Origin of the sequence: Streptomyces sp. NPDC002793, assembly GCF_040295485.1 — a bacterium.
GTDB lineage: Bacteria > Actinomycetota > Actinomycetes > Streptomycetales > Streptomycetaceae > Streptomyces.
This window is the reverse complement of record NZ_JBEOVL010000034.1, coordinates 17197-43907: the sequence shown is the minus strand read 5'-3', so window position 1 is coordinate 43907 and position 26711 is coordinate 17197. Positions and strand designations below refer to the sequence as shown.

23 protein-coding genes are annotated in these 26711 nt (G+C 71.0%); 19 read left to right on the top strand and 4 right to left on the bottom strand.

The window, feature by feature from the left end; translation table 11 throughout:
* The first annotated feature begins 127 nt into the window (after positions 1 to 127).
* From ABT001_RS27205 to ABT001_RS27195, 3 genes are all read left to right on the top strand, one after another.
* On the top strand, positions 128 to 667 hold the full coding sequence (locus ABT001_RS27205) for an SAV_6107 family HEPN domain-containing protein (RefSeq protein ID WP_351282560.1): 540 nt from the start codon (positions 128 to 130) through the stop codon (positions 665 to 667).
* 102 nt (positions 668 to 769) lie between these two features.
* The gene (locus ABT001_RS27200; protein WP_351282557.1) at positions 770 to 1528 is read left to right on the top strand and encodes a class I SAM-dependent methyltransferase; all 759 of its coding nucleotides are present in this window, start codon (positions 770 to 772) and stop codon (positions 1526 to 1528) included.
* Between the two features lie 300 nt (positions 1529 to 1828).
* The gene (locus ABT001_RS27195) at positions 1829 to 2233 is read left to right on the top strand and encodes an SCO2097 family morphological protein (RefSeq protein WP_351282555.1); all 405 of its coding nucleotides are present in this window, start codon (positions 1829 to 1831) and stop codon (positions 2231 to 2233) included.
* 196 nt (positions 2234 to 2429) lie between these two features.
* On the opposite strand, the gene ABT001_RS27190 is transcribed toward ABT001_RS27195, so the two are convergent.
* The 4 genes from ABT001_RS27190 to ABT001_RS27175 all read right to left on the bottom strand — a co-directional run bounded on the left by ABT001_RS27190 (position 2430) and on the right by ABT001_RS27175 (position 8105).
* Complete coding sequence (locus ABT001_RS27190; RefSeq protein ID WP_351282552.1) at positions 2430 to 4892, bottom strand: transglutaminase TgpA family protein; 2463 nt, start codon at positions 4890 to 4892, stop codon at positions 2430 to 2432.
* Positions 4889 to 6262 carry a DUF58 domain-containing protein gene (locus ABT001_RS27185; RefSeq protein WP_351282550.1) on the bottom strand — a complete coding sequence of 458 codons (1374 nt, stop codon included), beginning with the start codon at positions 6260 to 6262 and terminating at the stop codon, positions 4889 to 4891. Before ABT001_RS27185 ends, ABT001_RS27190 begins: the two co-directional genes overlap by 4 nt.
* Entirely contained in the window at positions 6262 to 7299 is a 1038-nt protein-coding gene (locus ABT001_RS27180; protein ID WP_351282547.1) for an AAA family ATPase, read from the bottom strand. Before ABT001_RS27180 ends, ABT001_RS27185 begins: the two co-directional genes overlap by 1 nt.
* Before the next feature lie 242 nt (positions 7300 to 7541).
* Positions 7542 to 8105: a beta-class carbonic anhydrase gene (locus ABT001_RS27175; protein WP_351282545.1), complete on the bottom strand. Its 564-nt coding sequence runs from the start codon at positions 8103 to 8105 to the stop codon at positions 7542 to 7544.
* 408 nt (positions 8106 to 8513) lie between these two features.
* Here ABT001_RS27175 and rsmH point away from each other — a divergent pair, with 408 nt between their 5' ends.
* The 16 genes from rsmH to ABT001_RS27095 all read left to right on the top strand — a co-directional run bounded on the left by rsmH (position 8514) and on the right by ABT001_RS27095 (position 26517).
* Entirely contained in the window at positions 8514 to 9479 is a 966-nt protein-coding gene (gene rsmH, locus ABT001_RS27170) for a 16S rRNA (cytosine(1402)-N(4))-methyltransferase RsmH (RefSeq protein WP_351282542.1), read from the top strand.
* Positions 9480 to 9528: 49 nt separating this feature from the next.
* A complete protein-coding gene (gene ftsL, locus ABT001_RS27165) occupies positions 9529 to 10056 on the top strand; it encodes a cell division protein FtsL (protein ID WP_351282540.1) in 528 nt (175 codons plus the stop codon).
* Between the two features lie 4 nt (positions 10057 to 10060).
* Positions 10061 to 12046 (top strand): peptidoglycan D,D-transpeptidase FtsI family protein, encoded by a 1986-nt coding sequence (locus ABT001_RS27160; protein WP_351282537.1) that lies wholly within the window; start codon positions 10061 to 10063, stop codon positions 12044 to 12046.
* Positions 12047 to 12062: 16 nt separating this feature from the next.
* Entirely contained in the window at positions 12063 to 13793 is a 1731-nt protein-coding gene (locus ABT001_RS27155; RefSeq protein WP_502967531.1) for a UDP-N-acetylmuramoyl-L-alanyl-D-glutamate--2,6-diaminopimelate ligase, read from the top strand.
* Between the two features lie 4 nt (positions 13794 to 13797).
* Positions 13798 to 15216: a UDP-N-acetylmuramoyl-tripeptide--D-alanyl-D-alanine ligase gene (locus ABT001_RS27150; protein ID WP_351282531.1), complete on the top strand. Its 1419-nt coding sequence runs from the start codon at positions 13798 to 13800 to the stop codon at positions 15214 to 15216.
* Positions 15213 to 16283, top strand: a complete 1071-nt coding sequence (gene mraY / locus ABT001_RS27145; RefSeq protein ID WP_351282529.1) for a phospho-N-acetylmuramoyl-pentapeptide-transferase — start codon at positions 15213 to 15215, stop codon at positions 16281 to 16283. Before ABT001_RS27150 ends, mraY begins: the two co-directional genes overlap by 4 nt.
* Positions 16265 to 17698: a UDP-N-acetylmuramoyl-L-alanine--D-glutamate ligase gene (gene murD, locus ABT001_RS27140; protein ID WP_351282527.1), complete on the top strand. Its 1434-nt coding sequence runs from the start codon at positions 16265 to 16267 to the stop codon at positions 17696 to 17698. The genes mraY and murD overlap by 19 nt, the downstream gene beginning before the upstream one ends.
* A gap of 112 nt (positions 17699 to 17810) precedes the next feature.
* The gene (gene ftsW / locus ABT001_RS27135) at positions 17811 to 19271 is read left to right on the top strand and encodes a putative lipid II flippase FtsW (protein ID WP_351282524.1); all 1461 of its coding nucleotides are present in this window, start codon (positions 17811 to 17813) and stop codon (positions 19269 to 19271) included.
* Positions 19272 to 19277: 6 nt separating this feature from the next.
* A complete protein-coding gene (gene murG, locus ABT001_RS27130; RefSeq protein ID WP_351282522.1) occupies positions 19278 to 20372 on the top strand; it encodes an undecaprenyldiphospho-muramoylpentapeptide beta-N-acetylglucosaminyltransferase in 1095 nt (364 codons plus the stop codon).
* Between the two features lie 49 nt (positions 20373 to 20421).
* On the top strand, positions 20422 to 21219 hold the full coding sequence (locus ABT001_RS27125) for a cell division protein FtsQ/DivIB (RefSeq protein ID WP_351282520.1): 798 nt from the start codon (positions 20422 to 20424) through the stop codon (positions 21217 to 21219).
* A 276-nt stretch (positions 21220 to 21495) separates the two neighbouring features.
* Complete coding sequence (gene ftsZ, locus ABT001_RS27120; RefSeq protein WP_351282517.1) at positions 21496 to 22710, top strand: cell division protein FtsZ; 1215 nt, start codon at positions 21496 to 21498, stop codon at positions 22708 to 22710.
* A gap of 17 nt (positions 22711 to 22727) precedes the next feature.
* Positions 22728 to 23468 carry a peptidoglycan editing factor PgeF gene (gene pgeF, locus ABT001_RS27115; RefSeq protein ID WP_351282514.1) on the top strand — a complete coding sequence of 247 codons (741 nt, stop codon included), beginning with the start codon at positions 22728 to 22730 and terminating at the stop codon, positions 23466 to 23468.
* 6 nt (positions 23469 to 23474) lie between these two features.
* Positions 23475 to 24194, top strand: a complete 720-nt coding sequence (locus tag ABT001_RS27110) for a YggS family pyridoxal phosphate-dependent enzyme (RefSeq protein WP_351282512.1) — start codon at positions 23475 to 23477, stop codon at positions 24192 to 24194.
* A gap of 127 nt (positions 24195 to 24321) precedes the next feature.
* The gene (locus ABT001_RS27105) at positions 24322 to 24933 is read left to right on the top strand and encodes a cell division protein SepF (protein ID WP_250289705.1); all 612 of its coding nucleotides are present in this window, start codon (positions 24322 to 24324) and stop codon (positions 24931 to 24933) included.
* 68 nt (positions 24934 to 25001) lie between these two features.
* A complete protein-coding gene (locus ABT001_RS27100; RefSeq protein WP_351282509.1) occupies positions 25002 to 25298 on the top strand; it encodes a YggT family protein in 297 nt (98 codons plus the stop codon).
* Positions 25299 to 25347: 49 nt separating this feature from the next.
* On the top strand, positions 25348 to 26517 hold the full coding sequence (locus ABT001_RS27095) for a DivIVA domain-containing protein (protein ID WP_351282507.1): 1170 nt from the start codon (positions 25348 to 25350) through the stop codon (positions 26515 to 26517).
* Positions 26518 to 26711: the final 194 nt, after the last annotated feature.

The window sequence follows — 26711 nt, the reverse complement described above, 5'->3', positions numbered from 1 at the left end:
ACCGTACGGAACGGGCGCTTGAGGCGAAGTGCCTGGTCAGAGAAGTGGGCTGCGGGATTGTCAGTGGGGGCCGTCACGATGGACACATACGGCCACGGAGCCGTCACACGACGACAGGAGGCTCGTCATGGCCAGCTCGTCCGCAGCCGCCGCCCCGCGGCGCCGCGCAGGCAGCCCTGCCCCCTCATCGACCGGTCCGGCAACCGACGTCCACCCCGTTCCGCGTCGCTCCACGGCACCGCCCGCCGCTCTCGATCTGCTCGCCCAGGCCCATGCCGGCCTGGACGAGGCCGCCGTACTCGACGTGCCCAACGAGCGGTACGCCACCGCACACCTCGCCGCGCTGCGCACCGCGGCCGCCGTGCTCGCCGCTCGCGGGCGGCCCGAGACCAGCAGGCGCCGCAGGGAGCGGATCCGCAGCGCCTGGGAGGTCCTTCCGGACATCGCGCCGGAACTCACCGAATGGAGCGCCCTCTTCGCCTCCGGGGCCCCGCGCAGGGCCCGGGCGGAGGCGGGCATACCCGGCGCGGCGACCAGCCGCGACGCCGACGATCTGCTGCGTGACGTGGCCATGTTCCTGCGCCTGGTGGAGCGGATGCTGCTTCTCCAGCCCGTCCTTCCGCGGCCCCGGAAGGACGGCCCCAGGTGGCGGCCCGACGCGGAGTGACCGCGAGGGCGGTGCGAGGCAATAGGGTGGAGAGCACCCGTACCACCTGCACCGTTCACGCTCCGCCGTCCGTGGCGGCACCGTGCCGAGGAGTCAACTGCCGTGTCGGACCAGCTGCGCCCCCGCGCCTCCCTCCGTACCGCCGTGGTCTGGGAGGTCCTCAAGGACGCTCTCGAGCGCCGCGTCAAGGCGACCGGCAGGGAAGCCCTGGACGTGCTGGACACCGGCGGCGGCACGGGCAACTTCGCCGTTCCCGTCGCCCGGCTCGGCCACCGGGTCACCGTCGTCGATCCCAGCCCGAACGCCCTGTTCGCGTTGGAGCGCCGCGCAGAGGAGGCCGGTGTCGCCGACCGGGTCCGTGGCGTCCAGGGCGACATCCTCGGCCTGTTCGAGGTGGTGGACCGAGCCGGCTACGACGCGGTCCTGTGCCACGGAGTCCTGGAGTACGTGGACGACCCCGCCGAAGGCGTACGGAACGCGGTCGACGCGCTCCGCCCGTCCGGAGCGCTCAGCCTGCTCGGCGCCGGTCTCGGCGGGGCCGTCCTGGCCAGGGCGCTCGCCGGGCACTTCGCCGAGGCCCGGCAGGGTCTGACGGACCCCGCCGGGCGGTGGGGCGACGGCGATCCGGTGCCCCGCAGGTTCACCGCCGACCAGCTGACCGGACTGGTCGACGCCGCGGGCGTCGAGGTCGGCGCGGTCCACGGGGTACGCGTCTTCGCGGACCTCGTGCCGGGCGTTCTCGTGGACACCGAACCGGGTGCGATGGAGGAGCTCCTCAGGCTCGAGGCGGCCGTCGCGGAACTGCCGGCCTTCCACTCGGTGGCGACCCAGCTGCACGTTCTGGGAGAGAAGCGCGCCTGAGCGGGCGGTGACACCGGCGGAGTACGGGCGGGAAAGTGACGGCAGCACGGCTGATCAGCAACGCAGCTGCAGACGGAGTACTGCCTGGAACACCCGATCGCGCCGCGAGCCCCGTATGATCGGGTGACACCATCCGGCATGACGGATCGGAGGTCGGGGAATCTACGCCTCAGCAGCCGAGCCGAAATAGCGGTCCGGACTGGCTATGGCTAGAGGGCGGGTTTCACGGGGGCGAATCCCTGCCTATCCTGGAAGGGCCGCATACCGGTCGCCCCCGCGGCCGACGACGAGGAGGACTCCGTGCCGCTCTCGGAGCACGAGCAGCGAATGCTCGAGCAGATGGAGCGAGCGCTGTACGCCGAAGATCCCAAGTTCGCTACAGCGCTTGAGGGAAGCGGGCTGCGCAGGTACACCCGGCGACGGGTCTACCAGGCGGTGGCCGGTTTTCTGGTGGGTATCGTGCTCCTCATGGCCGGAATGGTCTTCCAGCAGACCTGGGTCAGCGTGGCGGGATTCCTCGTCATGCTGGGCTGTGCCGTGCTGGCGGTCACCGGATGGCGCAAAGCGCCGAAGCCCGGTGAGCAGCAGCCGGCGGGGAGCGCGAGCGGGGGCGAAGGCGAAGGCCGACACCCCAGGCAGCGCCGGTCGATGATGAACCGGATCGAACAGCGGTGGCAGCGCCGCCGCGACGACCAGGGTCAGTGAGCTTTCCCCTTCCCTGCCGCCGGTGGGCAGCATCGGCCACCGGCCCCGGACGCGGACCGCACACACCTGAAACATGACGCTGTACCTCATACGTGAGGGGCGGTCGCTTCGCAGCGACCGCCCCTCACGCGTTTCCCGCACCGGCCTCGGCGACCGGCTCAGCCCGGGGCCCACCGGTCGCCGGCCCCGGGCGGGGTCAGCCCTGCTGCCGTGACGGGCGCCGCAGCCGTGCCGCCCAGCGGCCACGTCCCATACGGTCCGACCAGCGGCGGCCGAACTCCGCCCGGCGTTCCGAGACCGCCCAGATCACCCGGACGGCGGAACGAGGCGCGAACGTGGCCCGTAGCCTGCCCCAGCGTCCGGCCGACGCCCACAGGGCCGCCCGGACGTCCCGCACATCGTCGGCAGACACGGAGACCGTGCCCGGCGCGGGTGCGTACAGCACCTGCTCCACCACACCCGCCACGCGGTGGACCGCGGCGGCCGCCGGTGCGTCGAGACCACCCAGCCGGACGACACGTGCCGCCGCCTTCCGAGGGGTCTGCGACTCGTCCGGGAGGATGCCGTGATCCCAGGCCGTGTCGGTGATCTCCTGCCACGCGGCCAGGTCCTCGGCCGCCGTGCCGGCGGGGGCACGGCTGACCGAGGAGCCGAGCCGCAGGTCACCGGTGGGCGCGCGCCCGCCCGGGGAACCGAGCCGCCGGCCACGGGTCCGCCTCCGCCAGAGCATCGGAACCAACGGGAGCGTGAGGACCACCAGGGAGCCGACCACCCACAGCGTCACCGTGCCGGCGGGTGTCCCCGGATCGGCGGAATCCATCGCACCGGGGACCGGGGACGCGCCGCACTCGCCCTGGCGGCGCATCTGGGCGGGGCAGGACTCGGAGGCGGAGGGGGCGGCCGTGGGCGCCGCGGAGGCACCTTCCGTCGGCAGCGCGGGATCACTCGCATCCGGGGAGGGAGCGTCCGGCAGGGTGTACGCCGGGGTGCTGCCCCGGGAGGGCGTCGGTTCGAAGCGGGTCCAGCCCACGCCCTCGAAGTACAGCTCGGGCCAGGCGTGCGCGTCCCGCAGACCGACCGAGACCGAACCGTCCGCCTGGGCGGTGCCGGGCATGAAGCCCACCGCGACCCGTGCCGGAATGCCCAGGGTCCTGGCCATCGCCGCCATCGTGAAGGAGAAGTGGACGCAGAAGCCTTCCTTGTCCTTCAGGAACCGCTCGATCGCGGCCGTGCCGCTACCCGAGGTCACCGTCGTGTCGTACCGGAACCCGCCCTCGAAGGCGAACCATTCCTGCAGCTTCACAGCCCGCTCGTAGTCGCCGGCGGAGCCCGCGGTCACCCGCTCGGCGGTCTCCTCGACCACATCGGGGAGGGACGAGGGGACCCGCGTGTACTCACGGGCCAGGTCCGCACGGGGCGGCGCGGCGGCGGCGAGCTGTGCGCCCGTCGGTTCCACCACCAGACTGCTGACCTCGTACCGGACGCCGCGTGTGGTCTGGCCGCCGTCGCCGACGAGGGTGCGCCCCTCCGGCTCGTACCGCCAGCGGCCCTGGACGTCCACCTCGCTCGCCGGGTAGGGGAGCGGCAGATAGCTCTGCCGGTAGGTGGGTGAGGCCGTGATGTCCGTCCGGATATCGGTGACGGCGACGTCCGCTCCCAGCCCCGCCGGCTGCGGCAGTCTGTCCGGGACGTCCCTCAGCCGACGGGTCGACGGACGCCATTCGGCGCCGTCGAACCGGTCCAGGGCAAGGATGCGCAGATAGAAGTCCCGGGGGCTCGGCGAGTCGGTGCGGTACGACATCACCTGCCGGTCCTCCGGCTGATTGAGATTGTTCTGCAGCGAGACCAGCGGGTTCACCGCGGAGATCGTGCCCCCGCCGCTCCCCTTGCCCGCCCCACCGCCGGCCTCACCCAGCAGCCCGCCGTCCAGCGCGGGCAGCGCCGCGGGCACGACCAGGGCGACGCCCAGCGCCACCGCTCCGATGCGCCGCCCCGTACGCACCGGAGCCCGGGCCGACCCGGACCCGCCCGCGCCGGCCGCAAGGCCGCCCGGCGTACGGGACACACCTCCGAAGACCCGTCCCCACGCCGAGAGCCGGTCCCGGCCCTCGGCCAGCAGGAGAAGCAGATAGCCGCAGGCGGCGAGCAGGAACCAGAGCCGGCCCGCACCGCCGTCGGATAGCCCGGCCGCTACCGAGTAGAGCGCGAGCAGCGGAAGACCGGCCGGTGCGGCGGCGCGGCAGGTCACCGCCAGGACGTCCACGGCGAGCCCGATCACCAGCACTCCGCCGATCAGCATCAACCGGATGCCGTCCGTCGCGGGTGCGGGAGTGGCATACCTGCTGACGTCGTCGGCGCCCATGGTCAGCAGCTCGGCGAGTCGCCGGCCCGCCTGCGGGCCGGGCAGCACGCCGAACAGGGCGTGTTCCCTGGCGAACGCCACGGTCAGCGTCAACAGGGTGACGAACACCTGGAGGGAGACCGTGAGGATCCGTGCCAGGTGCAGTCGGCGGGCGAGCACGCCCACACCGCACTGCACGGCCAGCAGGAACGCGGCCTGCAGGACCCAGGCCGACGTCCCGACCAGGGGCAGCAGGGAGCCCGCCGCCAGCATCGTGGCCGCGAAGGCGCTCAGCGCCAGCCGGGTACGCCCGCTCATGACCATCCCCCGGAGTGCCCCGTCGTCGTCCCGGCGGCGGGGGACTGCGCGTCGGAGTCCCCCTGGCCCGCCTGCCGCCACAGCCGGGAGAGCTCGGCCCCGGGTGACACCGCCATCGCCGTCCATCCCGCCTCGCGCAGCAGCCGCAGGCGGTCGGAGACCGGCGTGGGAGACGCTGTCTCCCCGCCGCGCGTCCAGTCCTCGCCGTCGAGCACGAACGCGACGGCACCGCGGCCGCGCTGCCGCATCCTGGCCGCCACTGCCGCCTGCTCCTCGTCGAGGTCGCCGAAGAACGCCACCAGCAGCCCCTCGTCGCTCCCACGCAGCACGTCGTACGCGCGGGAGAGACCGCCACCGTCGGAATGGTCGACGACCGAGAGGGTGTCCATCATCAACCCCGCCGAGTCCGCGGACTCCTGGGTCGAGCCGGCGAATCCGTCGGCGTTCCCGTCCGGCACGGCGCTCCCCTCGTCCGTGAGCAGCCGCACCGAGAAGCCGCGCTCCAGCATGTGCGTCAAAGCTGACGCCGCGGCGGACACGGCCCATTCGAAGGCCGATCCCGGGCCGGCCCCCCGGTAGGCGATCCGCCGGGTGTCCAGCAGCACCGTGCACCTGGCCCGCTGCGGCTGTTCCTCCCGCCGCACCATCAGCTCGCCGTAGCGCGCGGTGGAGCGCCAGTGCACCCGGCGCAGATCGTCACCGTGGCGGTAGCCGCGCGGGATGATGTCGTCCTCGCCGGCCAGTGCCGACGAGCGCTGTCTGCCGTCGCCGTACCCGGAAGCCTCTCCCGCGGACCCCAGTACCGGGAGCCGTTCGGTGCGGGGGATGACGACGAGGGTGTCGTAGGCGCCGAAGGAGCGCGTCAGCTCGCACATCCCGAACGGATCGCTCAGCCGCAGCTGCAGCGGCCCCAACGGGTAGCGCCCGCGCAGGTCGGAACGGACCCGGTAGGAGACCTCCCGTACGCCGCCCGGCTCCACCCTGTCCAGCACGAACCGGGGCCGGGGGCCGAGGACGTACGGGACGCGGTCCTGCAGCATGAGCAGGCCCGTGGGCAGCCGGGACTCGTTGTCCAGGCGGAGGTGGACCCGTGCCTCCGAGCCCGTCGGAACCCTGGACGGCGACAGCCGCCGGCTGCCGGCCACCCGGTAACGGGTGCGGTGGAGGGCGGTGACGCAGACCAGGGGCAGAACCGCCAGCAACAGGCCCACCCGGAGCAGGTCGTCCTGACCGAGCACGTAGGCGCAGACCGCCGCCGCCACACCGGCGGCCAGGAAGGACCGGCCCCGCGTCGTCAGCCCGCTCAGCGCCGCGCGCAGGCCGCCCCTGGCATCGCTGTCGGCCACAGGACCGGGTGGTCCGGCCGGCATCACAGCCGCCGTGCGCCGGGCTGCCGGCCGTACACCGGACCGCCGGGCAGGGGCTGCGCGGCGGCCACGCCACCCGACGTCGGCACCGGCGTGCGCTGCAGGATGTCCAGCACGACCTGTTCGGCCGTACGGCGGTTGAGCTGCGCCTGCGCCGTCGGGAGGAGCCGGTGGGCGAGCACCGGGACCGCGAGGGCCTGGACGTCGTCCGGCAGGGCGTAGTCCCGCCCGGCCAGCGCGGCCGACGCCTTGGCGGCGCGCAGCAGGTGCAGGGTCGCGCGCGGTGAGGCCCCGAGTCTGAGATCCGGGTGCTGACGGGTTGCGCCCACCAGCTCCACGGCGTACCGCCGGACGGATTCGGCCACGTGGACCGTGCGCACCGCGTCGATCAGCTTCACGATGTCGTGGGCGTGGGCCACCGGCTGCAGATCGTCCAGGGGTGAGGCCCCGCCGTGCACGTCGAGCATCTGGAGCTCGGCCTCGGGGCTCGGGTAGCCGATGGACACCCGGGCCATGAAGCGGTCGCGCTGCGCCTCGGGGAGGGGATAGGTGCCCTCCATCTCCACCGGGTTCTGGGTGGCCACGACCATGAACGGGTCGGGCAGCTCGTAGGTGTGGCCGTCGATCGTGACCTGGCGTTCCTCCATCGACTCCAGCAGCGCCGACTGGGTCTTGGGCGAGGCGCGGTTGATCTCGTCGCCGATCACGATCTGGGCGAAGATCGCGCCCGGTTTGAACTCGAACTCCCGGCGCTGCTGATCGAAGATCGAGACCCCGGTGATGTCCGAGGGCAGCAGATCCGGTGTGAACTGGATGCGCCGCACCGAACAGTCGATGGACCGCGCCAGCGCCTTCGCCAGCATCGTCTTGCCGACCCCGGGCACATCCTCGATCAGGAGGTGTCCCTCGGCGAGCAGCACGGTCAGCGAAAGCCGTACGACCTCGGGCTTGCCCTCGATCACACCCTCGACCGACCTGCGCACCCGCTCCGCTGTGGTGGTCAGATCTGTGAGGCTCGTTCGATCGTCATAGGTCGTCACCCGGCCCTCCTCGGCCCCTTGTGCACGGGCCGACGCACAAAGCTGCCCGGCCCGCCCCGAAATACGGACACTCTCCGGAGGACCCGGAGAGATGTCACACCCGCATTCTTGTTGCCGTTACCGCTTCGTGTCACTCGCCTGTGGATAAGTGGGTGCGATATGCCGGATGTGGTCCGTATGTCGAGCTCGCAGGGGGCGCCAGGAATACGGCGCTCCGGGGGCGGCGCTTCGGGAGGGCTGCTTCAGGGGGTGGGCAGGATCTCGCGCAGCTTGCCCGTCGTCACGTCGAAGACGAAGCCGCGGATGTCGTCCGTGTGCAGGAGGAACGGCGAGGTGCGCACGCGCTGCATGGACTGCCGTACGTCCTGGTCGGCGTCCGAGTACGCCTCGACCGCCCAGACGGGGCGCTGTCCGACCTCGAGTTCCAGTTCCTGCCGGAAGCCCTCGGTGAGCGACTCCAGGCCGCAGTTCGTGTGGTGGATCAGTATGACGCTGCGGGTGCCGAGCGCCCGCTGGCTGATGGTCAGTGACCGGATGACGTCGTCGGTGACCACGCCGCCCGCGTTCCGGATGGTGTGGCAGTCGCCGAGCTCCAGGCCGAGCGCGTCGTGGAGGTCGAGGCGGGCGTCCATGCAGGCCACCACGGCGACGTGCAGCACGGGCCGCGCGTCCATGCCCGGGTCGCTGAACGCCTCCGCGTAACGCGCGTTCAGCTCGACCAGGCGGTCGGTGACGGTCCCTCCGGAACGGGCCGCGGGGGAGTCGGGGGAATCGGTCTCGGCGGAAGGCTGCGCAGAAGTCGACATGGCTACGACGTTAGCGTTTGTGGCCGCTCCCGGCGTGCGGTGGAAGGGGACAAAGAACATCTACGTCCCTTGTTGTGAGGTAACCCACAAACCTCACGCCCTGGCGCCCGACCGGGTGAGGTCGCCGCGCCGTCGCGGCCGTGCGACGCGCTGTGCGGTTCGTTGATCGGGAATGGATCGAATGGCAGGGTGGACTAAAGTGACGCGAAGTTACCGACACGCCTGCACATTCTGCATATTTGTATATGTTTCGAGTTCCCCGTGATGTGCGGCGTACATGCGGCCCGGCCCTCTCCCGCTCGTCGGTCGGACGACGCCCCTTCCCCGGCGCCGGCCGGCCTCCCCTTCCGGGCGGGCGGGGACCAGACCGTATGTGCGGCCACACGGGACATAGCCTGAGAGGGCACTTTGAGCCAGACCCGACACGTCCCGGTGATGCTCCAGCGATGCCTGGACCTGTTGGCCCCGGCTCTGGAGGCCACCGGACCACAGCCACCGGTCGTCGTCGACTGCACCCTCGGGCTCGGTGGACACAGCGAAGCCCTGCTCGCGGCCTTCCCGGACGCCCGGCTGGTCGCCCTGGACCGGGACAAGGAGGCGCTGCGGCTCTCCGGCGAGCGCCTCGCCCCGTACGGCGACCGCGCCACCCTCGTGCACGCCGTCTACGACGAACTGCCCGAGGTCCTCGAACGGCTGGGGATCCCCAAGGTCCAGGGCGTGCTGTTCGACCTGGGTGTCTCCTCCATGCAACTGGACGAGGCCGACCGGGGCTTCGCATACGCCCAGGACGCGCCGCTCGACATGCGCATGGACCAGACGACCGGCATCGGCGCGGCCGAGGTGCTCAACACCTACCCGCCGGGCGAACTCGTACGGATCCTGCGCGCGTACGGCGAGGAGAAGCAGGCCAAGCGCATCGTCTCGGCCGTCGTACGTGAACGCGCGAAGGAGCCGTTCACCAACAGCGCCCGTCTCGTCGAGCTGATCCGCGACTCCCTGCCGCAGGCCGCCAAGCGCACCGGCGGGAACCCGGCCAAGCGCACCTTCCAGGCCCTGCGCATCGAGGTCAACGGTGAACTCACCGTCCTGGAGCGGGCCGTACCCGCAGCGGTGCGGAGCCTCGCCGTCGGTGGCCGGATCGCCGTCCTCTCCTATCACTCGCTCGAGGACCGCCTGGTCAAGCAGGTCTTCGCGGCAGGCGCGGCCAACACGGCGCCACCCGGTCTGCCTGTCGTACCCGAGCGCTACCAGCCCCGGCTGAAGCTGCTGACCCGCGGCGCCGAACTGCCCACCGAGGAGGAGGTCGCCGAGAACCGGCGCGCCGCTCCCGCGAGGCTGCGCGGCGCCCAGCGGATCCGCGAGGAGGAACGATGAGCGCCTCCCGCCGGACCGTCCGGACGCACAGCGGGACGGTGGCACCGCGGTGACCGGAACGGCCGAGCAGGCGAAGGGGCGGGTCGGCCGGCTCGCCCGGCTGATGCCGTCGAGCCCGACCACCGCAGCCCGCACCCCCTTCGTCCTGCTGGTCGTGCTGCTGCTCGCGGGTGGCCTGATCTCGCTCCTGCTGCTGAACTCGGCACTCAACGAAGGATCGTTCAGGCTCAGCAAGCTGGAGCGGGAGACCACCGAGCTCACCGACGAACAGCAGGCCCTCCAGCGGGACGTCGACAGCTACTCCGAACCCGACGCCCTGGAGCGCCGGGCCCGCGAGCTCGGCATGGTGCCGGGAGGCAGCCCCGCCTTCCTGGACCCGGACGGCACGGTGCGCGGGGTTCCCCAGCGGGCGACCGCGCAGCCCTCCCCGGCCGAGGCCCCCGAACCAGAGGCGAGCGCCGCCGGGCCGGCGGGCCCGTCCGACTCCGCGACTCCGTCCCCCTCCGTCTCCCTCGCGACGCCGGGCCCGGCCACACCGCTTCCGACCACACAGCCCCCGACGAGCTCCGGCAGGTGACGCAGTGCCGTCCAAGGAACCGCCGCGCCGCCGTGTACCCGGCCCCGCGCGCTCCCGTAACGCGGGCGGATCAGGGCGCCCCAGGCCCGCCGCCCGGCCTGAGGGCCGGCGTCCCCGGCGCCCGGCGGCCAAGAAGCGGCGCGGCGGCTCCCCGCAGTCCATCCGCCTGGGCAGTCCCCGTCCCCGGCTGAGGCTGATCAGCCTCTGTCTGACCCTCGTCATGCTGGCGTTCGTCGTCCGGCTCCTCCAGGTCCAGGCCGTCGACGCCGACACGTACGCCGCCAAGGCGGAGGCGAACCGCTACCTGGAGTACACGATCGCCGCCGAACGCGGTGAGATCACCGACCGCGGCGGCATCGCCCTGGCCACCAGCGTCGACGCGCACGACATCACGGCCGACCCGAAACTGTTCACGCCGAAGGAGAGCAAGGCCCCGGACGCCCCGCAGCAGGCGGCGGCCCTGCTGGCCCCGATCCTCGGCAAGGACGAGGCGGAGCTGGCGAAGAAGCTCGCCGCCAAGACCCGCTACGAGGTGCTGGCACGGCGGCAGACCCCGCAGGTCTGGAAGCAGATCAAGGACCTCAAATCGGTCTTCGCGGAGAAGGCCGCCGAGGACATGGCGAAGGGCGGCCCCGGAGCCAACGTGCTGGCCGGTGTCCTCCAGGAGTCGACCACCAGGCGCGTCTATCCCAACGGGGACCTCGCCGCCGGGATACTGGGGTTCGTCAACGCCGAGGGCAAGGGGGGCGGTGGCCTGGAATCACAGCTGAACAAGCAGCTCCAGGGCGAGGACGGCAAGATCCGTTACGCCCAGGCGGGCGGCCGTCCCGTACCGACCGCCGGATCCACTGAGGTCCCGGCCGTCGCCGGTACCGACGTCGAGCTGACGATCGACCGGGACATCCAGTGGGCGGCGCAGCGCGCCATCGCCGACCAGGTCGAGAAGTCGAAGGCCGACCGCGGCTACGTGGTCGTCCAGAACACGAGGACCGGCGAGGTGCTGGCCATGGCCAACGCCCCCGGCTACGACCCGAACGACCTCGCGCGGAGCAACTCGGCCGCCCTCGGCAACGCGGCCCTCCAGGACGTGTACGAACCCGGCTCCACCAGCAAGGTCATGTCCATGGCCGCGGTGCTGGAGGAGGGAGTGGCCACGCCCGGCACGCACGTCACCGTCCCCAACCGGCTGCACCGGGGCGACCGTCTCTTCAGGGACGACATCGACCACCCCACCTGGTACCTCACGCTCAACGGCGTACTCGCCAAATCGAGCAACATCGGCACCATCCTGGCCACCGGCCAGCTCGGGAAGACCCAGGCCGAAGCCAACAAGGTCCTGTACTCCTACCTGCGTAAATTCGGCATCGGCACCACCACCGGGCTCGGTTACCCGGGCGAGTCGCCCGGGATCATCGCCAAGCCCCAGGACTGGTCGACCTCGCAGCAGTACACGATCCCGTTCGGCCAGGGACTCTCGCTCAACGCCATGCAGGCCGCGTCGGTCTACCAGACCATCGCCAACGGCGGGGTCCGGATCGAGCCGACCCTGGTCCGCGGCACCAAGGACGCGGACGGCACCTACACGGCGTCCGAGGCACCCGAGCGCACCCGGGTGGTCAGCGAGAAGACCGCCAGGACCCTGGCGAAGATGCTGGAGTCCGTGGTGGACGACGAGGAGGGCACCGGGACCAAGGCCCACATCCCGGGCTACCGGGTCGCCGGCAAGACCGGCACGGCCAACCGCGTCGATCCGGTACGCGGCGTCTACAAGGGCTACACCGCGTCCTTCGCGGGCTTCGCACCCGCCGACGACCCGCAGATCACCGTCTACTGCGCCATCCAGAACCCCACCGAGGGCAGCTACTTCGGCGGACAGATCTGCGGCCCGATCTACAAGAAGGTCATGGAGTTCGCGCTGAAGACCCTCCAGACGCCTCCGTCCGGCAGCGATCCCGCCAGGCTGCCCGTGTCCTTCAAGCCCGGCGAGTAACTCGGGAGATCCCTCAGTGACGACCATCACGCCTGATCCCGGGAACCGGAACGAGAAGTACCGCGACCCCGGCCCCTCACTTCGCGAGAGGCCCGGTCCGCCCGGTACGCTCACCGCCGTGCCCCACGCTGATCAGTTCCAAACCACTCAGAAGGACGCGCCTGTGAACTACCCGGGAGCGCCCCGACCGGAGCGGCTCAGGCCGACCTCCCTCGGAGAGCTGGCAGCCCGGCTCGGTGCCGGACCGCAGGATGCCGGTGAGGTCACCGGCATCACCCACGACTCCCGGGCCGTGCGCCCCGGGGACGTGTACGCGGCCCTGCCCGGTGCCCGCTTCCACGGCGCCGACTTCTCCGCCCAGGCCGCGGGCCTCGGAGCGGCCGCGATCCTCACCGACCCGGCGGGTGCCGAGCGTGCCGCCGCCACCGGCCTCCCGGTCCTCGTCACCGAGGACCCACGTGGCCGGATGGGCGACCTCGCGGCCGAGATCTACGGACGGCCCGGCGTCGGGCTCCTCCAGATCGGCATCACCGGAACGTCCGGCAAGACCACCACGGCTTACCTCGTCGAGGGGGGGCTGCGCGGTGCGGGGCGCAGCACCGGACTGATCGGCACCGTCGAGATGCGGATCGGCGACGAGCGCATCAAATCGGAGCGCACCACCCCCGAAGCCACCGATCTCCAGGCCCTGTTCGCCGTCATGCGCGAACGCGGTGTCGAGGCGGTCGCCATGGAGGTCTCCAGCCACGCGCTGGTGCTCGGCCGGGTCGACGGCTGCGTCTTCGACGTCGCCGTGTTCAACAACCTCAGCCCGGAACACATGGAGTTCCACTCCGGGATGGAGGACTACTTCCAGGCCAAGGCGCAGCTGTTCACCCCGCAGCGGAGCAGGATCGGTGTCGTCAACTTCGACGACGAGTACGGCCGCAGGCTGGTGACGGAGGCTTCCGTTCCGGTCGTGACGTTCTCCGCGGAGGGGCACCCGGACGCCGACTGGCGGGCCGAGGACGTCCGGGTCGGCCCCCAGGACAGCAGCTTCACCGCCACCGGCCCCAAGGGCGAGCGCATCACCGCCAGGGCGCCGCTGCCCGGCCCGTTCAACGTCGCCAACACCCTCGCCGCGATCGTCACCCTGGCCGTCGCGGGCGTCGACCCGCAGACCGCCGCCGACGGCATCGCCGTGGTCCCGGGTGTTCCCGGCCGGCTGGAACGCGTCGACGCCGGACAGCCCTACCTCGCGGTCGTCGACTACGCGCACAAGACCGACGCCGTCGAGTCCGTCCTGCGTTCGCTGCAGAAGGTCACCGAGGGCCGGGTGCACATGGTGCTCGGCTGCGGCGGGGACCGCGACACGACGAAGCGGGGCCCGATGGGCGCCGCCGCGGCACGGCTCGCCGACACCGCCGTGCTGACGTCCGACAACCCCCGCTCCGAGGACCCCCTCGCGATCCTCGCCGCGATGCTCTCCGGTGCGGCCGAGGTGCCCGTCCACGAGCGCGGAGACGTCCTCGTCGACGCCGACCGTGCCGCGGCCATCGCCGCCGCCGTCGCCCGGGCCGAGCCCGGCGACACCGTGCTGGTGGCCGGAAAGGGACATGAGCAGGGCCAGGACATCCACGGAGTGGTACGGCCCTTCGACGACCGGAAGGTCCTGCGCGAGGCCATCGAGCGCTCCCTGGGACGCACGGGCGCCGCGCACGCCCCCGTGGACCGCGTACACACCCATGAGAACAACAGTCAGGGATGACCAAGTGATCGCCCTTTCCCTCGCCGAGATCGCCGGAATCGTCGGCGGGCAGCCGCACGACATGCCGGACCCGTCCGTCGTCGTCACCGGCCCCGTCGTCAAGGACTCCCGGGACGTGTGCCAGGGCTCCCTGTTCGCCGCGTTCGTCGGCGACCGGGTCGACGGCCACGACTACGCACAGCGTGCCGTGGAGGCGGGTGCGGTGGCCGTACTCGCCGCCCGCCCCGTAGGTGTGCCGGCGATCGTCGTCGACGACGTCGTGGGCGCGCTCGGGGCCCTCGCCCGCGCCGTCGTCGAACGCCTCGGCACCACCGTCGTCGCGCTGACCGGTTCGGCTGGCAAGACGTCCACGAAGGACCTGATCGCCCAGCTCCTGGAGCGCAAGGCGCCCACGGTCTGGACACCCGGCTCCCTCAACAACGAGATCGGCCTGCCGCTCACCGCGCTGCGCGCCACGGCGGAAACCCGCCATCTGGTGCTGGAGATGGGCGCGCGGGGCATCGGCCACATCCACTACCTCGCCGACCTGACGCCGCCACGGATCGGCCTGGTCCTCAACGTGGGCAGCGCCCACATCGGGGAGTTCGGCAGCCGCGAGGCGATCGCCCAGGCCAAGGGCGAGCTCGTCGAGGTCCTCCCGGAGGACGGCGTAGCGGTCCTCAACGCCGACGACCCGCTCGTGCGGGCGATGGCGTCCCGCACAAAAGCCCGGGTACTCCTCTTCGGAGAGGCCCCGGATGCGGACGTACGGGGAGAGAACGTGCGGCTCACGGCCGACGGCCGCCCCGCTTTCGCGCTCCACACACCCACCGGGTGCAGCGACGTGACCTTGCGCCTGTACGGTGAGCACCACGTGTCGAACGCGCTCGCCGCGGCCGCCGTCGCCCATGAGTTGGGCATGTCCGTCACCGAGATCGCCGAGGCGCTCTCCGGGGCGGGCACCCTCTCCCGCTGGCGCATGGAGGTCACCGAGCGTCCGGACGGTGTGACGGTCGTCAATGACGCCTACAACGCGAACCCCGAATCCATGAAGGCCGCACTCCGTGCGCTGGCCGCCATGGGCAAGGCCCGACGGGCAGACGGGGGACGCACGTGGGCGGTGCTCGGTCAGATGGCCGAGCTCGGTGACGCGTCGCTCGCCGAGCACGACGCCGTCGGACGGCTCGCCGTCCGACTCAACGTCAGCAAGCTCGTCGCTGTCGGAGGAAGAGAAGCCTCCTGGCTGCAACTGGGCGCATATAACGAGGGTTCGTGGGGTGAGGAGTCGGTGCACGTGTCCGACGCACAGGCGGCCGTCGACCTGTTGCGCAGTGAACTGCGCCCGGGAGACGTCGTGCTGGTGAAGGCGTCCCGGTCGGTCGGCCTGGAGAGGGTCGCCCTGGCACTGCTGGAGACGACCGAGGGCGAGGTCGCCGTCCGATGAGGCAGATCCTCTTCGCAGGGGCCATAGGGCTCTTCCTGACTCTGGTCGGCACTCCGCTGCTGATCAAACTTCTGGCCCGCAAGGGCTACGGGCAGTTCATCCGGGACGACGGTCCGCGTACCCACGGGAGCAAGAAGGGCACCCCCACCATGGGTGGGATCGCCTTCATCCTGGCGACGGTCATCGCGTACGTCCTGGCCAAGGTGATCACCGGCGAGCCGATGCGCTTCTCGGGCGTCCTCGTCCTGTTCCTCATGGCCGGGATGGGCCTCGTCGGCTTCCTCGACGACTACATCAAGATCGTGAAGCAGCGTTCGCTGGGTCTGCGTGCCAAGGCCAAGATGGCCGGACAGCTGATCGTCGGCATCGCCTTCGCGGTGCTCTCGCTCCAGTTCGCGGACGCCCGCGGCAACACCCCGGCCTCCACCAGGCTGTCGTTCGTCGAGGACTTCGGCTGGTCGATCGGCCCGGTGCTGTTCTGCGTCTGGGCGCTGTTCATGATCCTCGCCATGTCCAACGGCGTGAACCTGACGGACGGTCTGGACGGCCTGGCCACCGGCGCGTCGGTGATGGTCTTCGGTGCGTACACCTTCATCGGGCTGTGGCAGTTCCAGGAGTCCTGCGCCAACGCGATCACCCTCACCAACCCACAGGCGTGCTTCGAGGTACGCGACCCACTCGACCTCGCGGTCGTCGCCTCGGCGCTGATGGGCTCCTGCTTCGGCTTCCTGTGGTGGAACACCTCGCCCGCGAAGATCTTCATGGGTGACACCGGTTCCCTCGCCCTCGGCGGCGCTCTCGCGGGTCTGGCCATCTGCTCCCGCACGGAGTTCCTGATGGCGATCCTCGGCGGTCTCTTCGTGATGATCACCATGTCCGTGGTCATCCAGGTCGGTTCCTTCAAGATGACCGGCAAGCGGGTCTTCCGGATGGCACCGCTCCAGCACCACTTCGAACTCAAGGGGTGGTCCGAAGTCCTTGTCGTGGTCCGCTTCTGGATCATCCAGGGCATGTGCGTGATCGTCGGACTCGGCCTCTTCTACGCGGGATGGGCAGCCAAGAAGTGAGCAACGTGGACTGGCGGGGCAAGCACGTCACGGTCGCCGGGCTCGGGGTGAGCGGAATCCCCGCCGCCCGCGCCCTGCACGAGCGGGGGGCCCTCGTCACCGTCGTCAACGACGGCGACGACGAGCGCTCCCGCGCCCAGGCCGCCGAACTGGAGGCGCTCGGTGTCACCGTGCGCCTCGGCGACGGCGCGACCCTGCCCGAGTCCACGGAGCTGATCGTCACGGCCCCCGGCTGGAAGCCGGACAAGCCCCTCTTCCTCGCGGCCGCCGAGGCGGACGTCCCCGTCTGGGGCGACGTCGAACTCGCCTGGCGGCTGCGGGGCCCCGACGCCGCACCCTGGCTCGCGGTCACCGGCACCAACGGCAAGACCACGACCGTGCGGATGCTCGCCTCGATCCTCGAAGCGGCCGGCCTGCGCACGGCCGCCGTGGGCAACATCGGGGTGTCCCTGCTGGACGCGGTGCTCGGCGACGAGACGTACGACGTACTCGCGGTCGAGCTCTCCAGCTATCAGCTGCACTGGGCGCCCTCGCTGCGCGCCCACTCCGCGGCCGTGCTCAACCTGGCCCCGGACCACCTCGACTGGCACGGCTCCATGGCCGGTTACGCCGCCGACAAGGGCCGTGTCTACGAGGGCAACAGCGTCGCCTGCGTCTACAACGCCCAGGACCCGGCGACGGAGGACCTCGTGCGCGAGGCCGACGTCGAGGAGGGCTGCCGGGCCATCGGCTTCACCCTCGGTACGCCGGGCCCCTCGCAGCTCGGCGTGGTCGACGGCATCCTCGTCGACCGGGCCTTCGTCGCCAACCGCCAGAAGCAGGCGCAGGAGCTCGCCGAGGTCGGCGACATCAATCCGCCGGCCCCCCACAACATCGCCAACGCCCTCGCCGCGGCGGCGCTGGCCCGCGCCTTCGGCGTACAGCCCGCGGCCGTACGGGACGGGCTCCGGGCCTTCCGCCCCGACGCCCACCGCATCGAACACGTGGCCGATGTCGACGGTGTCACGTACATCGACGACTCCAAGGCCACCAACACCCACGCGGCCGAGGCCTCCCTCGCCGCCTACGAACCGATCGTCTGGATCGCCGGCGGACTCGCCAAGGGCGCCACCTTCGACGAGTTGGTCGGCGGCGCCGCGAAGCGTCTGAGGGGCGTGGTCCTGATGGGCGCCGACCGGGCGCTGATCCGCGAAGCCCTGGCGCGACACGCCCCCGAGGTACCGGTGGTCGACCTCGACCGGACCGACACTGGGGCGATGTCCGCGGCGGTCCGCGAAGCGGCACGGCTGGCCGGGCCGGGCGACACCGTCCTGCTCGCACCGGCCTGCGCCTCGATGGACATGTTCGTCAACTACAACAAGCGGGGCGAGGCGTTCGCCGACGCGGTCCGCCGACTCGCCGACGAGAGCGCCTGACGGGCGCGGTCTCCGCGTCGTACTGTCCCGGAGGACCGGAGGACCGGAGCACCCTGGGCCATGGGCCCGGACCCGGGGGCCCCGGGCACGAGCAGTGGAGGGGACAGCGACAATGCCGGCCGACGAGAGCGCCGCCGTGCGCGGAACCGCCCGTTCACGGGCGACAGCCGCTGTCCGCCGGGCGCTCACCCCGCCCCTGCACGCCGGTCCGCTGCCCGCCGGACCGGGGCCCCACGCGCGGCTCGCCCTGCGGAGCCGGCCCGCCACCGGCCCCCGGCGGCCCCCCGCACCGCGTGGCGGGGCCCGCTCGTCGGGGACACCTCCCCGGCCGCGTCGGGGCGGCGGGGTGCGACGGACGTACGAGCGGGCGCGACGGGCCTGGGACCGCCCGCTGACCGCCTACTACCTCATCCTCGGCGCGGGTCTGCTGATCACCGTGCTCGGGCTCGTCATGGTCTACTCCGCCTCGATGATCAAGGCGCTGGAACTGGCACGGCCCAGCACCTACTTCTTCCGTAAGCAGTTCCTCGCCGCCGTGATCGGGGCCGGGCTGATGCTGCTGGCCTCCAGGATGCCCGTCAAACTCCACCGGGCGCTGGCCTACCCGCTGCTCGCGGGAACGGTTTTCCTGATGATCCTGGTCCAGGTGCCGGGGATAGGGATGTCGGTCAACGGCAACCAGAACTGGATCTACCTCGGCGGTCCCTTCCAGTTGCAGCCCAGTGAGTTCGGCAAGCTCGCACTCGTCCTCTGGGGGGCGGACCTGCTCGCCCGCAAACAGGACAAGCGGCTGCTCGCCCAGTGGAAGCACATGCTCGTCCCGCTCGTGCCGGTCGCCTTCATGCTGCTCGGGCTGATCATGCTCGGCGGCGACATGGGCACTGCGATCATTCTCACCGCGATCCTCTTCGGCCTGCTCTGGCTGGCCGGTGCCCCGACGAGGCTGTTCGCCGGGGTGCTCGCCGTCGCCGGTCTCATCGGATTCCTCCTCATCAAGACCAGCCCCAACCGGATGTCCCGGCTCGGCTGCATCGGCGCTTCCGAGCCCGGGCCCGGCGACTCCTGCTGGCAGGCCGTGCACGGAATCTACGCGCTGGCGTCCGGCGGATGGTTCGGTTCCGGACTCGGCGCGAGTGTGGAAAAATGGGGTCAACTTCCGGAACCCCACACGGACTTCATCTTCGCCATCACGGGGGAGGAACTGGGGCTGGCGGGGACGCTGTCGGTGCTGGCCCTCTTCGCGGCTCTAGGCTATGCGGGTATCCGCGTGGCCGGACGCACGGAGGACCCCTTCGTGAGGTACGCAGCGGGAGGTGTGACCACCTGGATCACGGCGCAGGCCGTGATCAACATCGGTGCGGTGCTCGGCCTGTTGCCGATCGCCGGTGTCCCGCTTCCGCTGTTCTCCTACGGGGGCTCGGCCCTGCTGCCGACCATGTTCGCTGTCGGGCTCATGATCGCCTTCGCGCGAGAGGACCCTGCGGCGAGAGCGGCCCTGGCCATGCGGAGGCCCGGGGTCAGATGGAAGACGATGAGACGGCGCGTCAAGAAGCGTCCGTCCGGAGAGCGGTGAATTTCGGTGCATGTCGTACTCGCCGGCGGGGGGACCGCCGGGCACATCGAGCCCGCGCTTGCCCTCGCAGACGCCCTGCGGAGGCAGGACCCGGCCGTGGGCATCACTGCCCTCGGCACGGAGCGCGGACTGGAGACCAGGCTCGTACCCGAGCGGGGGTACGAGCTGGCACTGATCCCCGCCGTACCGCTGCCGCGCAAGCCCACACCCGAGCTGATCACCGTCCCGGGGCGGTTGCGCGGCACCATCAAGGCCGCCGAGCAGATCCTGGAGCGCACCAAGGCCGACTGCGTGGTCGGCTTCGGCGGCTACGTGGCCCTGCCGGGCTACCTGGCGGCCAAACGCGCCGGGGTCCCGATCGTCGTCCATGAGGCCAACGCGAGGCCGGGCCTGGCCAACAAGATCGGTTCGCGGTACGCCCACGGGGTCGCCGTCTCCACCCCGGACAGCAAGCTGCGGGGGGCCCGTTACATCGGCATCCCGCTGCGCCGCACCATCGCCACCCTCGACCGGGCGCGTGTCCGCCCGGAGGCGCGTGCCGCCTTCGGCCTCGACCCCAACCTGCCGACGCTGCTCGTCTCCGGCGGCTCGCAGGGCGCCCGCCACCTCAACGAGGTGGTCACGCGGATCGCGCCGCTGCTCCAGCGGTCCGGGATCCAGATCCTGCACGTGGTCGGCCCGAAGAACGAATTGCCGCGTATCGACAACATGCCCGGGATGCCGCCCTACATCCCGGTACCGTACGTGGACCGGATGGACCTCGCGTACGCCGCGGCCGACATGATGCTCTGCCGCGCGGGCGCGATGACCGTCGCCGAACTGACCGCCGTCGGGCTCCCCGCCGCCTACGTCCCGTTGCCGATCGGCAACGGCGAACAGCGGCTCAACGCCCAGCCGGTGGTCAACGCCGGCGGCGGCCTGCTGGTGGACGACGCGGCGCTCACCCCGGAATGGGTGCAGGGCAACGTCCTGCCGGTGCTCTCGGACCCGCACCGGCTGTACGAGATGTCCCGAGCCGCCGCGGAGTTCGGGCGACGGGACGCCGACGACCTGCTCGTCGGCATGGTGTACGAGGCGATTGCCTCACGCCGCCAGGCGTGAGGCGGGGCGGACCCGGGGCGTGTGTCCCGGGTCCGGCGAAGGAGCGAGCGTGGCCGGACCGACGACCGCCCAGCGCGGTGAGGCCGAGCGGGCCGACACCCCGGCCCGCCCCCCGCACATCGGCCCCGAGGGGCGACGACGGCTGACCGGACGCACACGGCTGATCCTGGCCGCCGTCGGCCTGGTCCTGGCTGCCTCGGCGGCCGCCTGGGTGCTCTACGGCTCGTCCTGGCTGAGGCTGGAGCGGGTGACGGTCGCCGGCACCGACGTCCTGACCCGGAGCGAGGTGGAGGCCGCGGCGGCCGCCCCGATCGGCTCCCCGCTGATTTCCGTCGACACGGGCGAGATCGCGGACCGCCTGCGCCGCGCGATGCCGCGCATCGACTCCGTGGATGTCGTACGGTCATGGCCGCACGGTGTCAGCCTGGATGTGACCGAACGAAAGCCGGTCCTGTTGGTGGAAAAGGGCGGAAAATTCATCGAAGTGGACGCAAAGGGAGTCCGCTTCGCGACGGTGGACAAAGCGCCCCCGCATGTTCCGCTCCTGGAATTGGCGCCCGATCGGTCGGCGAGCCTGCGCCGCTTCGGCGCCGACCGTCTGCTGCGGGAAGCGGTGCGCGTCGCGGGAGACCTCCCGGCGGACATCGCCGCGGAGGCCGAGACCGTGCGGGTCACCTCGTACGACTCCGCCGTCCTCGAACTGACCCGTGGACGAACCGTGATGTGGGGAAGCAGTGAGGAAGGGCCCGTCAAGGCGCGGGTGCTCACCGCTCTCATGAAAGCCTCCCCCAAAGCGGGGCACTTCGACGTGAGTGCTCCCACCGCCCCTGCCGCATCGAAGAGTTGACGCACGTTTGACCTGGCCAGCCCCCTGGTTGGTCAGCGCTACGGGTGATCACATAGGGTGAAAAGAAAAACGGGAGGTTCGGCGTGTTCGTTGAACGTGCGCCACTTGTCGACTTAGTGTCCTGTTCGGAAGAGTCCAAGAAGCAGACACACTGGTAACCCTAAACTTCAACGTTAGGGTTTGGGTCGGCGTCCGGACCGACCCAATCGGCATCCGTCGTCGCGGCGGGACTACCGCGAAGCGACGACACGTAACTCGAGGCGAGAGGCCTTCGACGTGGCAGCACCGCAGAACTACCTCGCAGTCATCAAGGTCATCGGTGTCGGCGGCGGTGGTGTCAATGCCATCAACCGAATGATCGAGGTCGGCCTCAAGGGCGTCGAGTTCATCGCGATCAACACCGATGCGCAGGCACTGTTGATGAGCGACGCCGACGTCAAGCTCGACGTCGGCCGTGAACTCACCCGTGGCCTCGGCGCCGGGGCGAACCCGGCCGTCGGTCGTAAGGCGGCAGAGGACCACCGTGAGGAGATCGAGGAGGTCCTCAAGGGGGCCGACATGGTCTTCGTCACCGCAGGAGAAGGCGGTGGCACCGGCACAGGCGGCGCACCCGTCGTCGCCAACATCGCACGCTCGCTGGGCGCCCTGACGATCGGTGTGGTCACCCGCCCGTTCACCTTCGAGGGCCGGCGACGCGCCAACCAGGCGGAGGACGGCATCGCCGAGCTCCGCGAAGAGGTCGACACCCTCATCGTCATCCCCAACGACCGACTGCTGTCCATCTCGGACCGCCAGGTGAGCGTGCTCGACGCGTTCAAGTCGGCCGACCAGGTGCTGCTCTCGGGTGTCCAGGGCATCACCGACCTCATCACGACCCCGGGGCTGATCAACCTCGACTTCGCCGACGTCAAGTCGGTCATGTCCGAGGCCGGATCGGCACTCATGGGCATCGGCTCCGCCCGCGGCGACGACCGCGCGGTGGCCGCCGCGGAGATGGCGATCTCCTCGCCGCTCCTGGAGGCGTCCATCGACGGCGCCCGTGGTGTCCTGCTCTCCATCTCCGGCGGCAGCGATCTCGGTCTCTTCGAGATCAACGAGGCCGCCCAGCTGGTGAGTGAGGCGGCCCACCCGGAGGCGAACATCATCTTCGGCGCGGTCATCGACGACGCGCTGGGCGACGAGGTGCGGGTCACCGTCATCGCCGCGGGCTTCGACGGCGGTCAGCCGCCGGCCCGCAGGGAGAACGTCCTCGGGTCGAGCGCCGGTAAGCGCGAGGAGTCGGCCCCGCCGGCCCGTGCCGCCGAGCCGACGCGTCAGAGCGGCGGACTGGGCTCCGTGCCCCCGCGCGAGGAGCCCCAGAAGCCGGCCGAGTCGGCGCCGGTGGCGAACGAGAGCTCGCTGCCGCCGGTTTCCCCGCCGCACGTCCCGACGGCCCGGCCCTACCAGGACAGCCAGGCCGAAGAGCTGGATGTACCGGACTTCTTGAAGTGATAGGTCCGCAGCACGCGGTGAAAGCCGCGGAGTCCTCGGCGGGCGGCGCCCATTTCGCCTTCACCGACAGGTGGGGCGGAGTGAGCGCCGTTCCGTACGAGGAGCTCAACCTCGGCGGTGCGGTCGGTGACGACCCCGCCGCCGTTCGCACGAACCGTGCGCGCGCCGCCCGTGCTCTCGGTCTCGACCCGGCCCTCGTGGTCTGGATGAACCAGGTGCACGGGCGTGACGTGGCCGTCGTCGACGGCCCCTGGAGCGACACCGTCGACGCCGCGGGCGTTCCCGCGGTGGACGCGGTGGTGACGGTGCGGCGCGGACTGCCGCTCGCGGTGCTCACCGCCGACTGCACGCCCGTACTGCTCGCCGATCCGGTGGCCGGTGTCGTCGCGGCAGCCCACGCGGGACGGCCCGGCCTGGTCGCGGGAGTCGTCCCGGCCGCGGTCGAGGCCATGACCGCACTCGGCGCCGAACCGTCCCGGATCGTCGCCCGCACCGGACCGGCCGTCTGCGGACGGTGCTACGAGGTCCCGGAGCGGATGCGCGCGGAGGTCGCGGAGGCCGTCCCGGCGTCCTGGTCGGAGACCAGCTGGGGAACGCCGGCGGTGGACGTCACGGCCGGAGTCCACGCCCAGCTCGACGAGCTCGGTGTGGTCGACCGGCACCGCTCGCCGTTCTGCACCCTGGAATCCGGCGACCACTTCTCGTACCGCCGCGACCGCACCACAGGACGGCTCGCCGGATATGTCTGGTTGGACTGATAGGACATGACGGATCGCAGGACGCAACTCGCGGCAAACCTGGCACAGGTGGAGGAACGTATTGCTTCCGCCTGCGCCGCGGCCGGCCGCAAGCGGGAAGAAGTGACCCTGATCGTGGTCACCAAGACGTACCCCGCGAGCGATGTGCGCATTCTGCACGGACTCGGTGTGCGTCAGGTCGCGGAGAACCGTGACCAGGACGCGGCGCCAAAAGCCGAGGATTGTGCGGATCTGCCGCTCACATGGCACTTCGTCGGACAGTTGCAGACCAATAAGGCCCGCTCCGTGGCCGGTTATGCCGATGTGGTGCAGTCGGTGGACCGGGTGAAGCTGGTCACGGCGCTCTCGGCGGCCGCGGTCAGGGGTGAGCGTGAACTCGGCTGTCTCGTCCAGGTCGCCCTCGACGCGGAGAGCGGTGAACGCGGGGCCCGGGGCGGCGTATCACCGGATGCCGTCGAGGAGTTGGCCGCGTCGGTCGAGGCGGCGGACGGGCTCAGGCTCGACGGCCTGATGACCGTCGCCCCGCTCTCAGGTCCCTACGCCGGCCGGCAACGGGCCGCGTTCGACCGCCTGATGGAAATCTCATCCCGCCTGCGCGGGAACCATCCGGCTGCGAACATGGTCTCTGCTGGGATGAGCGCGGATCTCGAGGACGCGGTGGCGGCCGGGGCGACACATGTACGCGTCGGTACGGCGGTGCTCGGAGTCCGACCCCGGCTCGGGTAACGTCGCGAAGCAAGTCGGACCACAGCAGAAAATATGGTCATACCCGCTCGTCGCGGGCAGGCCGGAGTGGATCTCGGGCACTTGGTGACACGAATGCCGATCCACCACAGAGCGGAGGACTCGGAGCATGGCCGGCGCGATGCGCAAGATGGCGGTCTACCTCGGCCTCGTGGAGGACGATGGGTACGACGGTCCGGGGTTCGACCCCGACGACGAATTCGAACCCGAGCCGGAGCCCGAGCGGGACCGGCGTCGGCATCAGCCGGCGCATCCGGTGGAGCGGGAACGGGACGAACCGGTGCGAGCGGTGCAGCCGCCCGCACCCCGGGAACCGGTTCAGCTCCCGGCGGAAAGCGGACGACCCGCCCGAATCGCCCCCGTGGCATCCATCACACCTGACCGCCCGAACCTGGAGAAGAACGCACCGGTGATCATGCCCAAGGTCGTGTCCGAGCGTGAGCCCTACAGGATCACCACGCTGCACCCCAGGACCTATAACGAGGCCCGTACCATCGGGGAACACTTCCGTGAGGGCACCCCGGTGATCATGAACCTCACGGAGATGGATGACACCGATGCGAAGCGACTTGTCGACTTTGCCGCGGGACTCGTCTTCGGTCTTCATGGCAGCATTGAGCGTGTGACGCAGAAGGTGTTCCTGTTGTCGCCTGCTAACGTCGATGTCACGGCGGAGGACAAGGCCCGCATCGCAGAGGGCGGGTTCTTCAACCAGAGCTGAGAACACCGGGAACGATCCCGGCCGGGAGGCCGGGCAAGTGAGAGCCAGGGGAGAGGGAACCGCGGGACATGGGCGTCGCACTGGATGTGGTCTATATCGCGCTGATGTGTTTCCTCATCGTGCTGATCTTCCGGCTGGTCATGGACTATGTCTTCCAGTTCGCACGTTCATGGCAGCCAGGCAAGGCGATGGTGATCGTTCTGGAGGGCACTTACACTGTCACGGACCCACCGCTGAAGCTTCTGCGGCGGTTCATACCGCCGTTGCGTCTCGGGGGCGTGGCACTTGACCTGTCCTTCTTCGTTCTGATGATCATCGTCTACCTTCTGCTCAGCCTCGTGGGCATGTTTGCGAGCAGAGTGTGAGCGATACGGTCTTGCCGACTGCCGACGACTACGTAGAGGTGAAGAAGAGATGCCGCTGACCCCCGAGGACGTGCGGAACAAGCAGTTCACGACGGTCCGCCTCCGAGAAGGCTATGACGAGGACGAGGTCGATGCCTTCCTCGACGAGGTCGAATCGGAACTGACGCGCCTGCTCCGTGAGAACGAGGACCTGCGCGCCAAGCTGGCCGCCGCCACGCGTGCGGCCGCGCAGAACCAGCAGCAGCAGCAACAGCAGCAGCAGGGAATGCGTAAACCACCGGAGCAGCAGGACCGGCCGGGGGCTCCCGTGCCGGCCGCCATATCTGGTCCGCCGGTACAGCAGCAGCAGCCCCCGCAGATGGGTCCCCCCCAGCTGCCCGGTGGAGCTCCGCAGCTGCCTGCCGGTCCCAGCGGCCATGGCCCCCAGGGCGGCCACGGCCCCGGTCCGCAGGGCCCGCACGGCCCCGGCCCGATGCAGGGCGGTCCCATGGGTGGCCCGATGGGCGGCCCCATGGGCGGTCACGCCCCGCAGCAGCAGATGCAGCAGCAGCAAATGCAGCAGCAGCAGATGCAGCAGCCCGGTCAGGGCCCCGGTGGCGACAGCGCCGCCCGTGTCCTCTCCCTCGCCCAGCAGACCGCCGACCAGGCGATCGCGGAGGCCCGTTCCGAGGCCAACAAGATCGTCGGCGAGGCGCGCAGCCGTGCCGAGGGCCTCGAGCGTGACGCCCGCGCCAAGGCGGACGCCCTGGAGCGGGACGCGCAGGAGAAGCACCGCGTGGCGATGGGCTCGCTGGAGTCGGCCCGCGCGACGCTGGAGCGCAAGGTCGAGGACCTGCGCGGCTTCGAGCGCGAGTACCGGACCCGTCTGAAGTCCTACCTGGAGAGCCAGCTGCGTCAGCTGGAGACCCAGGCCGACGACTCGCTGGCTCCGCCGCGGACCCCCGCCGCTGCCTCGCTGCCGCCGTCGCCTTCGCTGGCTCCGGCCGGTGCGGGTGCGATGGGGCACACCATGGGCGCCAGCCACGGTGGTCACGGCGGCCAGCAAATGGGCAGCGGAAACCAGTCGATGGGCGGTGGCCCGTCGTACGGTGGCGGCCAGCAGCAGATGTCGCCCGCGATGACGCAGCCGATGGCACCGGTGAGGCCGCAGGCGCCGCAGCCGATGCAGCAGGCGCCGTCGCCGATGCGCGGGTTCCTCATCGACGAGGACGACAACTGAGCGGGTCGCGCTCGCTGAGCGCGTAGCCGTCGGCAGGCTGAGGGCCGGGCCCCGGGGATTTCCCCGGGGCCCGGCCCTTTGGCGTGTGCGTTGCCGGTGCGGGGTGCGGGGGTGCCTGCGGCGGGCTGTGCCTCTTCCCGAAACCGGGGCTCCGCCCCGGACCCCGCTCCTCGAACGCCGGAGGGGCTGGGAGG

Coding starts and splice junctions, on each gene's coding strand:
- ABT001_RS27205 (WP_351282560.1), top strand. CDS start 128: ATGGCCAGCTCGTCCGCAGCCGCCGCCCCGCGGCGCCGCGCAGGCAGC.
- ABT001_RS27190 (WP_351282552.1), bottom strand. CDS start 4,892: ATGAGCGGGCGTACCCGGCTGGCGCTGAGCGCCTTCGCGGCCACGATG.
- ABT001_RS27185 (WP_351282550.1), bottom strand. CDS start 6,262: ATGCCGGCCGGACCACCCGGTCCTGTGGCCGACAGCGATGCCAGGGGC.
- ABT001_RS27175 (WP_351282545.1), bottom strand. CDS start 8,105: ATGTCGACTTCTGCGCAGCCTTCCGCCGAGACCGATTCCCCCGACTCC.
- mraY (WP_351282529.1), top strand. CDS start 15,213: ATGAGGCAGATCCTCTTCGCAGGGGCCATAGGGCTCTTCCTGACTCTG.
- murD (WP_351282527.1), top strand. CDS start 16,265: ATGGGCAGCCAAGAAGTGAGCAACGTGGACTGGCGGGGCAAGCACGTC.
- ftsW (WP_351282524.1), top strand. CDS start 17,811: ATGCCGGCCGACGAGAGCGCCGCCGTGCGCGGAACCGCCCGTTCACGG.
- ABT001_RS27110 (WP_351282512.1), top strand. CDS start 23,475: ATGACGGATCGCAGGACGCAACTCGCGGCAAACCTGGCACAGGTGGAG.
- ABT001_RS27105 (WP_250289705.1), top strand. CDS start 24,322: ATGGCCGGCGCGATGCGCAAGATGGCGGTCTACCTCGGCCTCGTGGAG.
- ABT001_RS27100 (WP_351282509.1), top strand. CDS start 25,002: ATGGGCGTCGCACTGGATGTGGTCTATATCGCGCTGATGTGTTTCCTC.
- ABT001_RS27095 (WP_351282507.1), top strand. CDS start 25,348: ATGCCGCTGACCCCCGAGGACGTGCGGAACAAGCAGTTCACGACGGTC.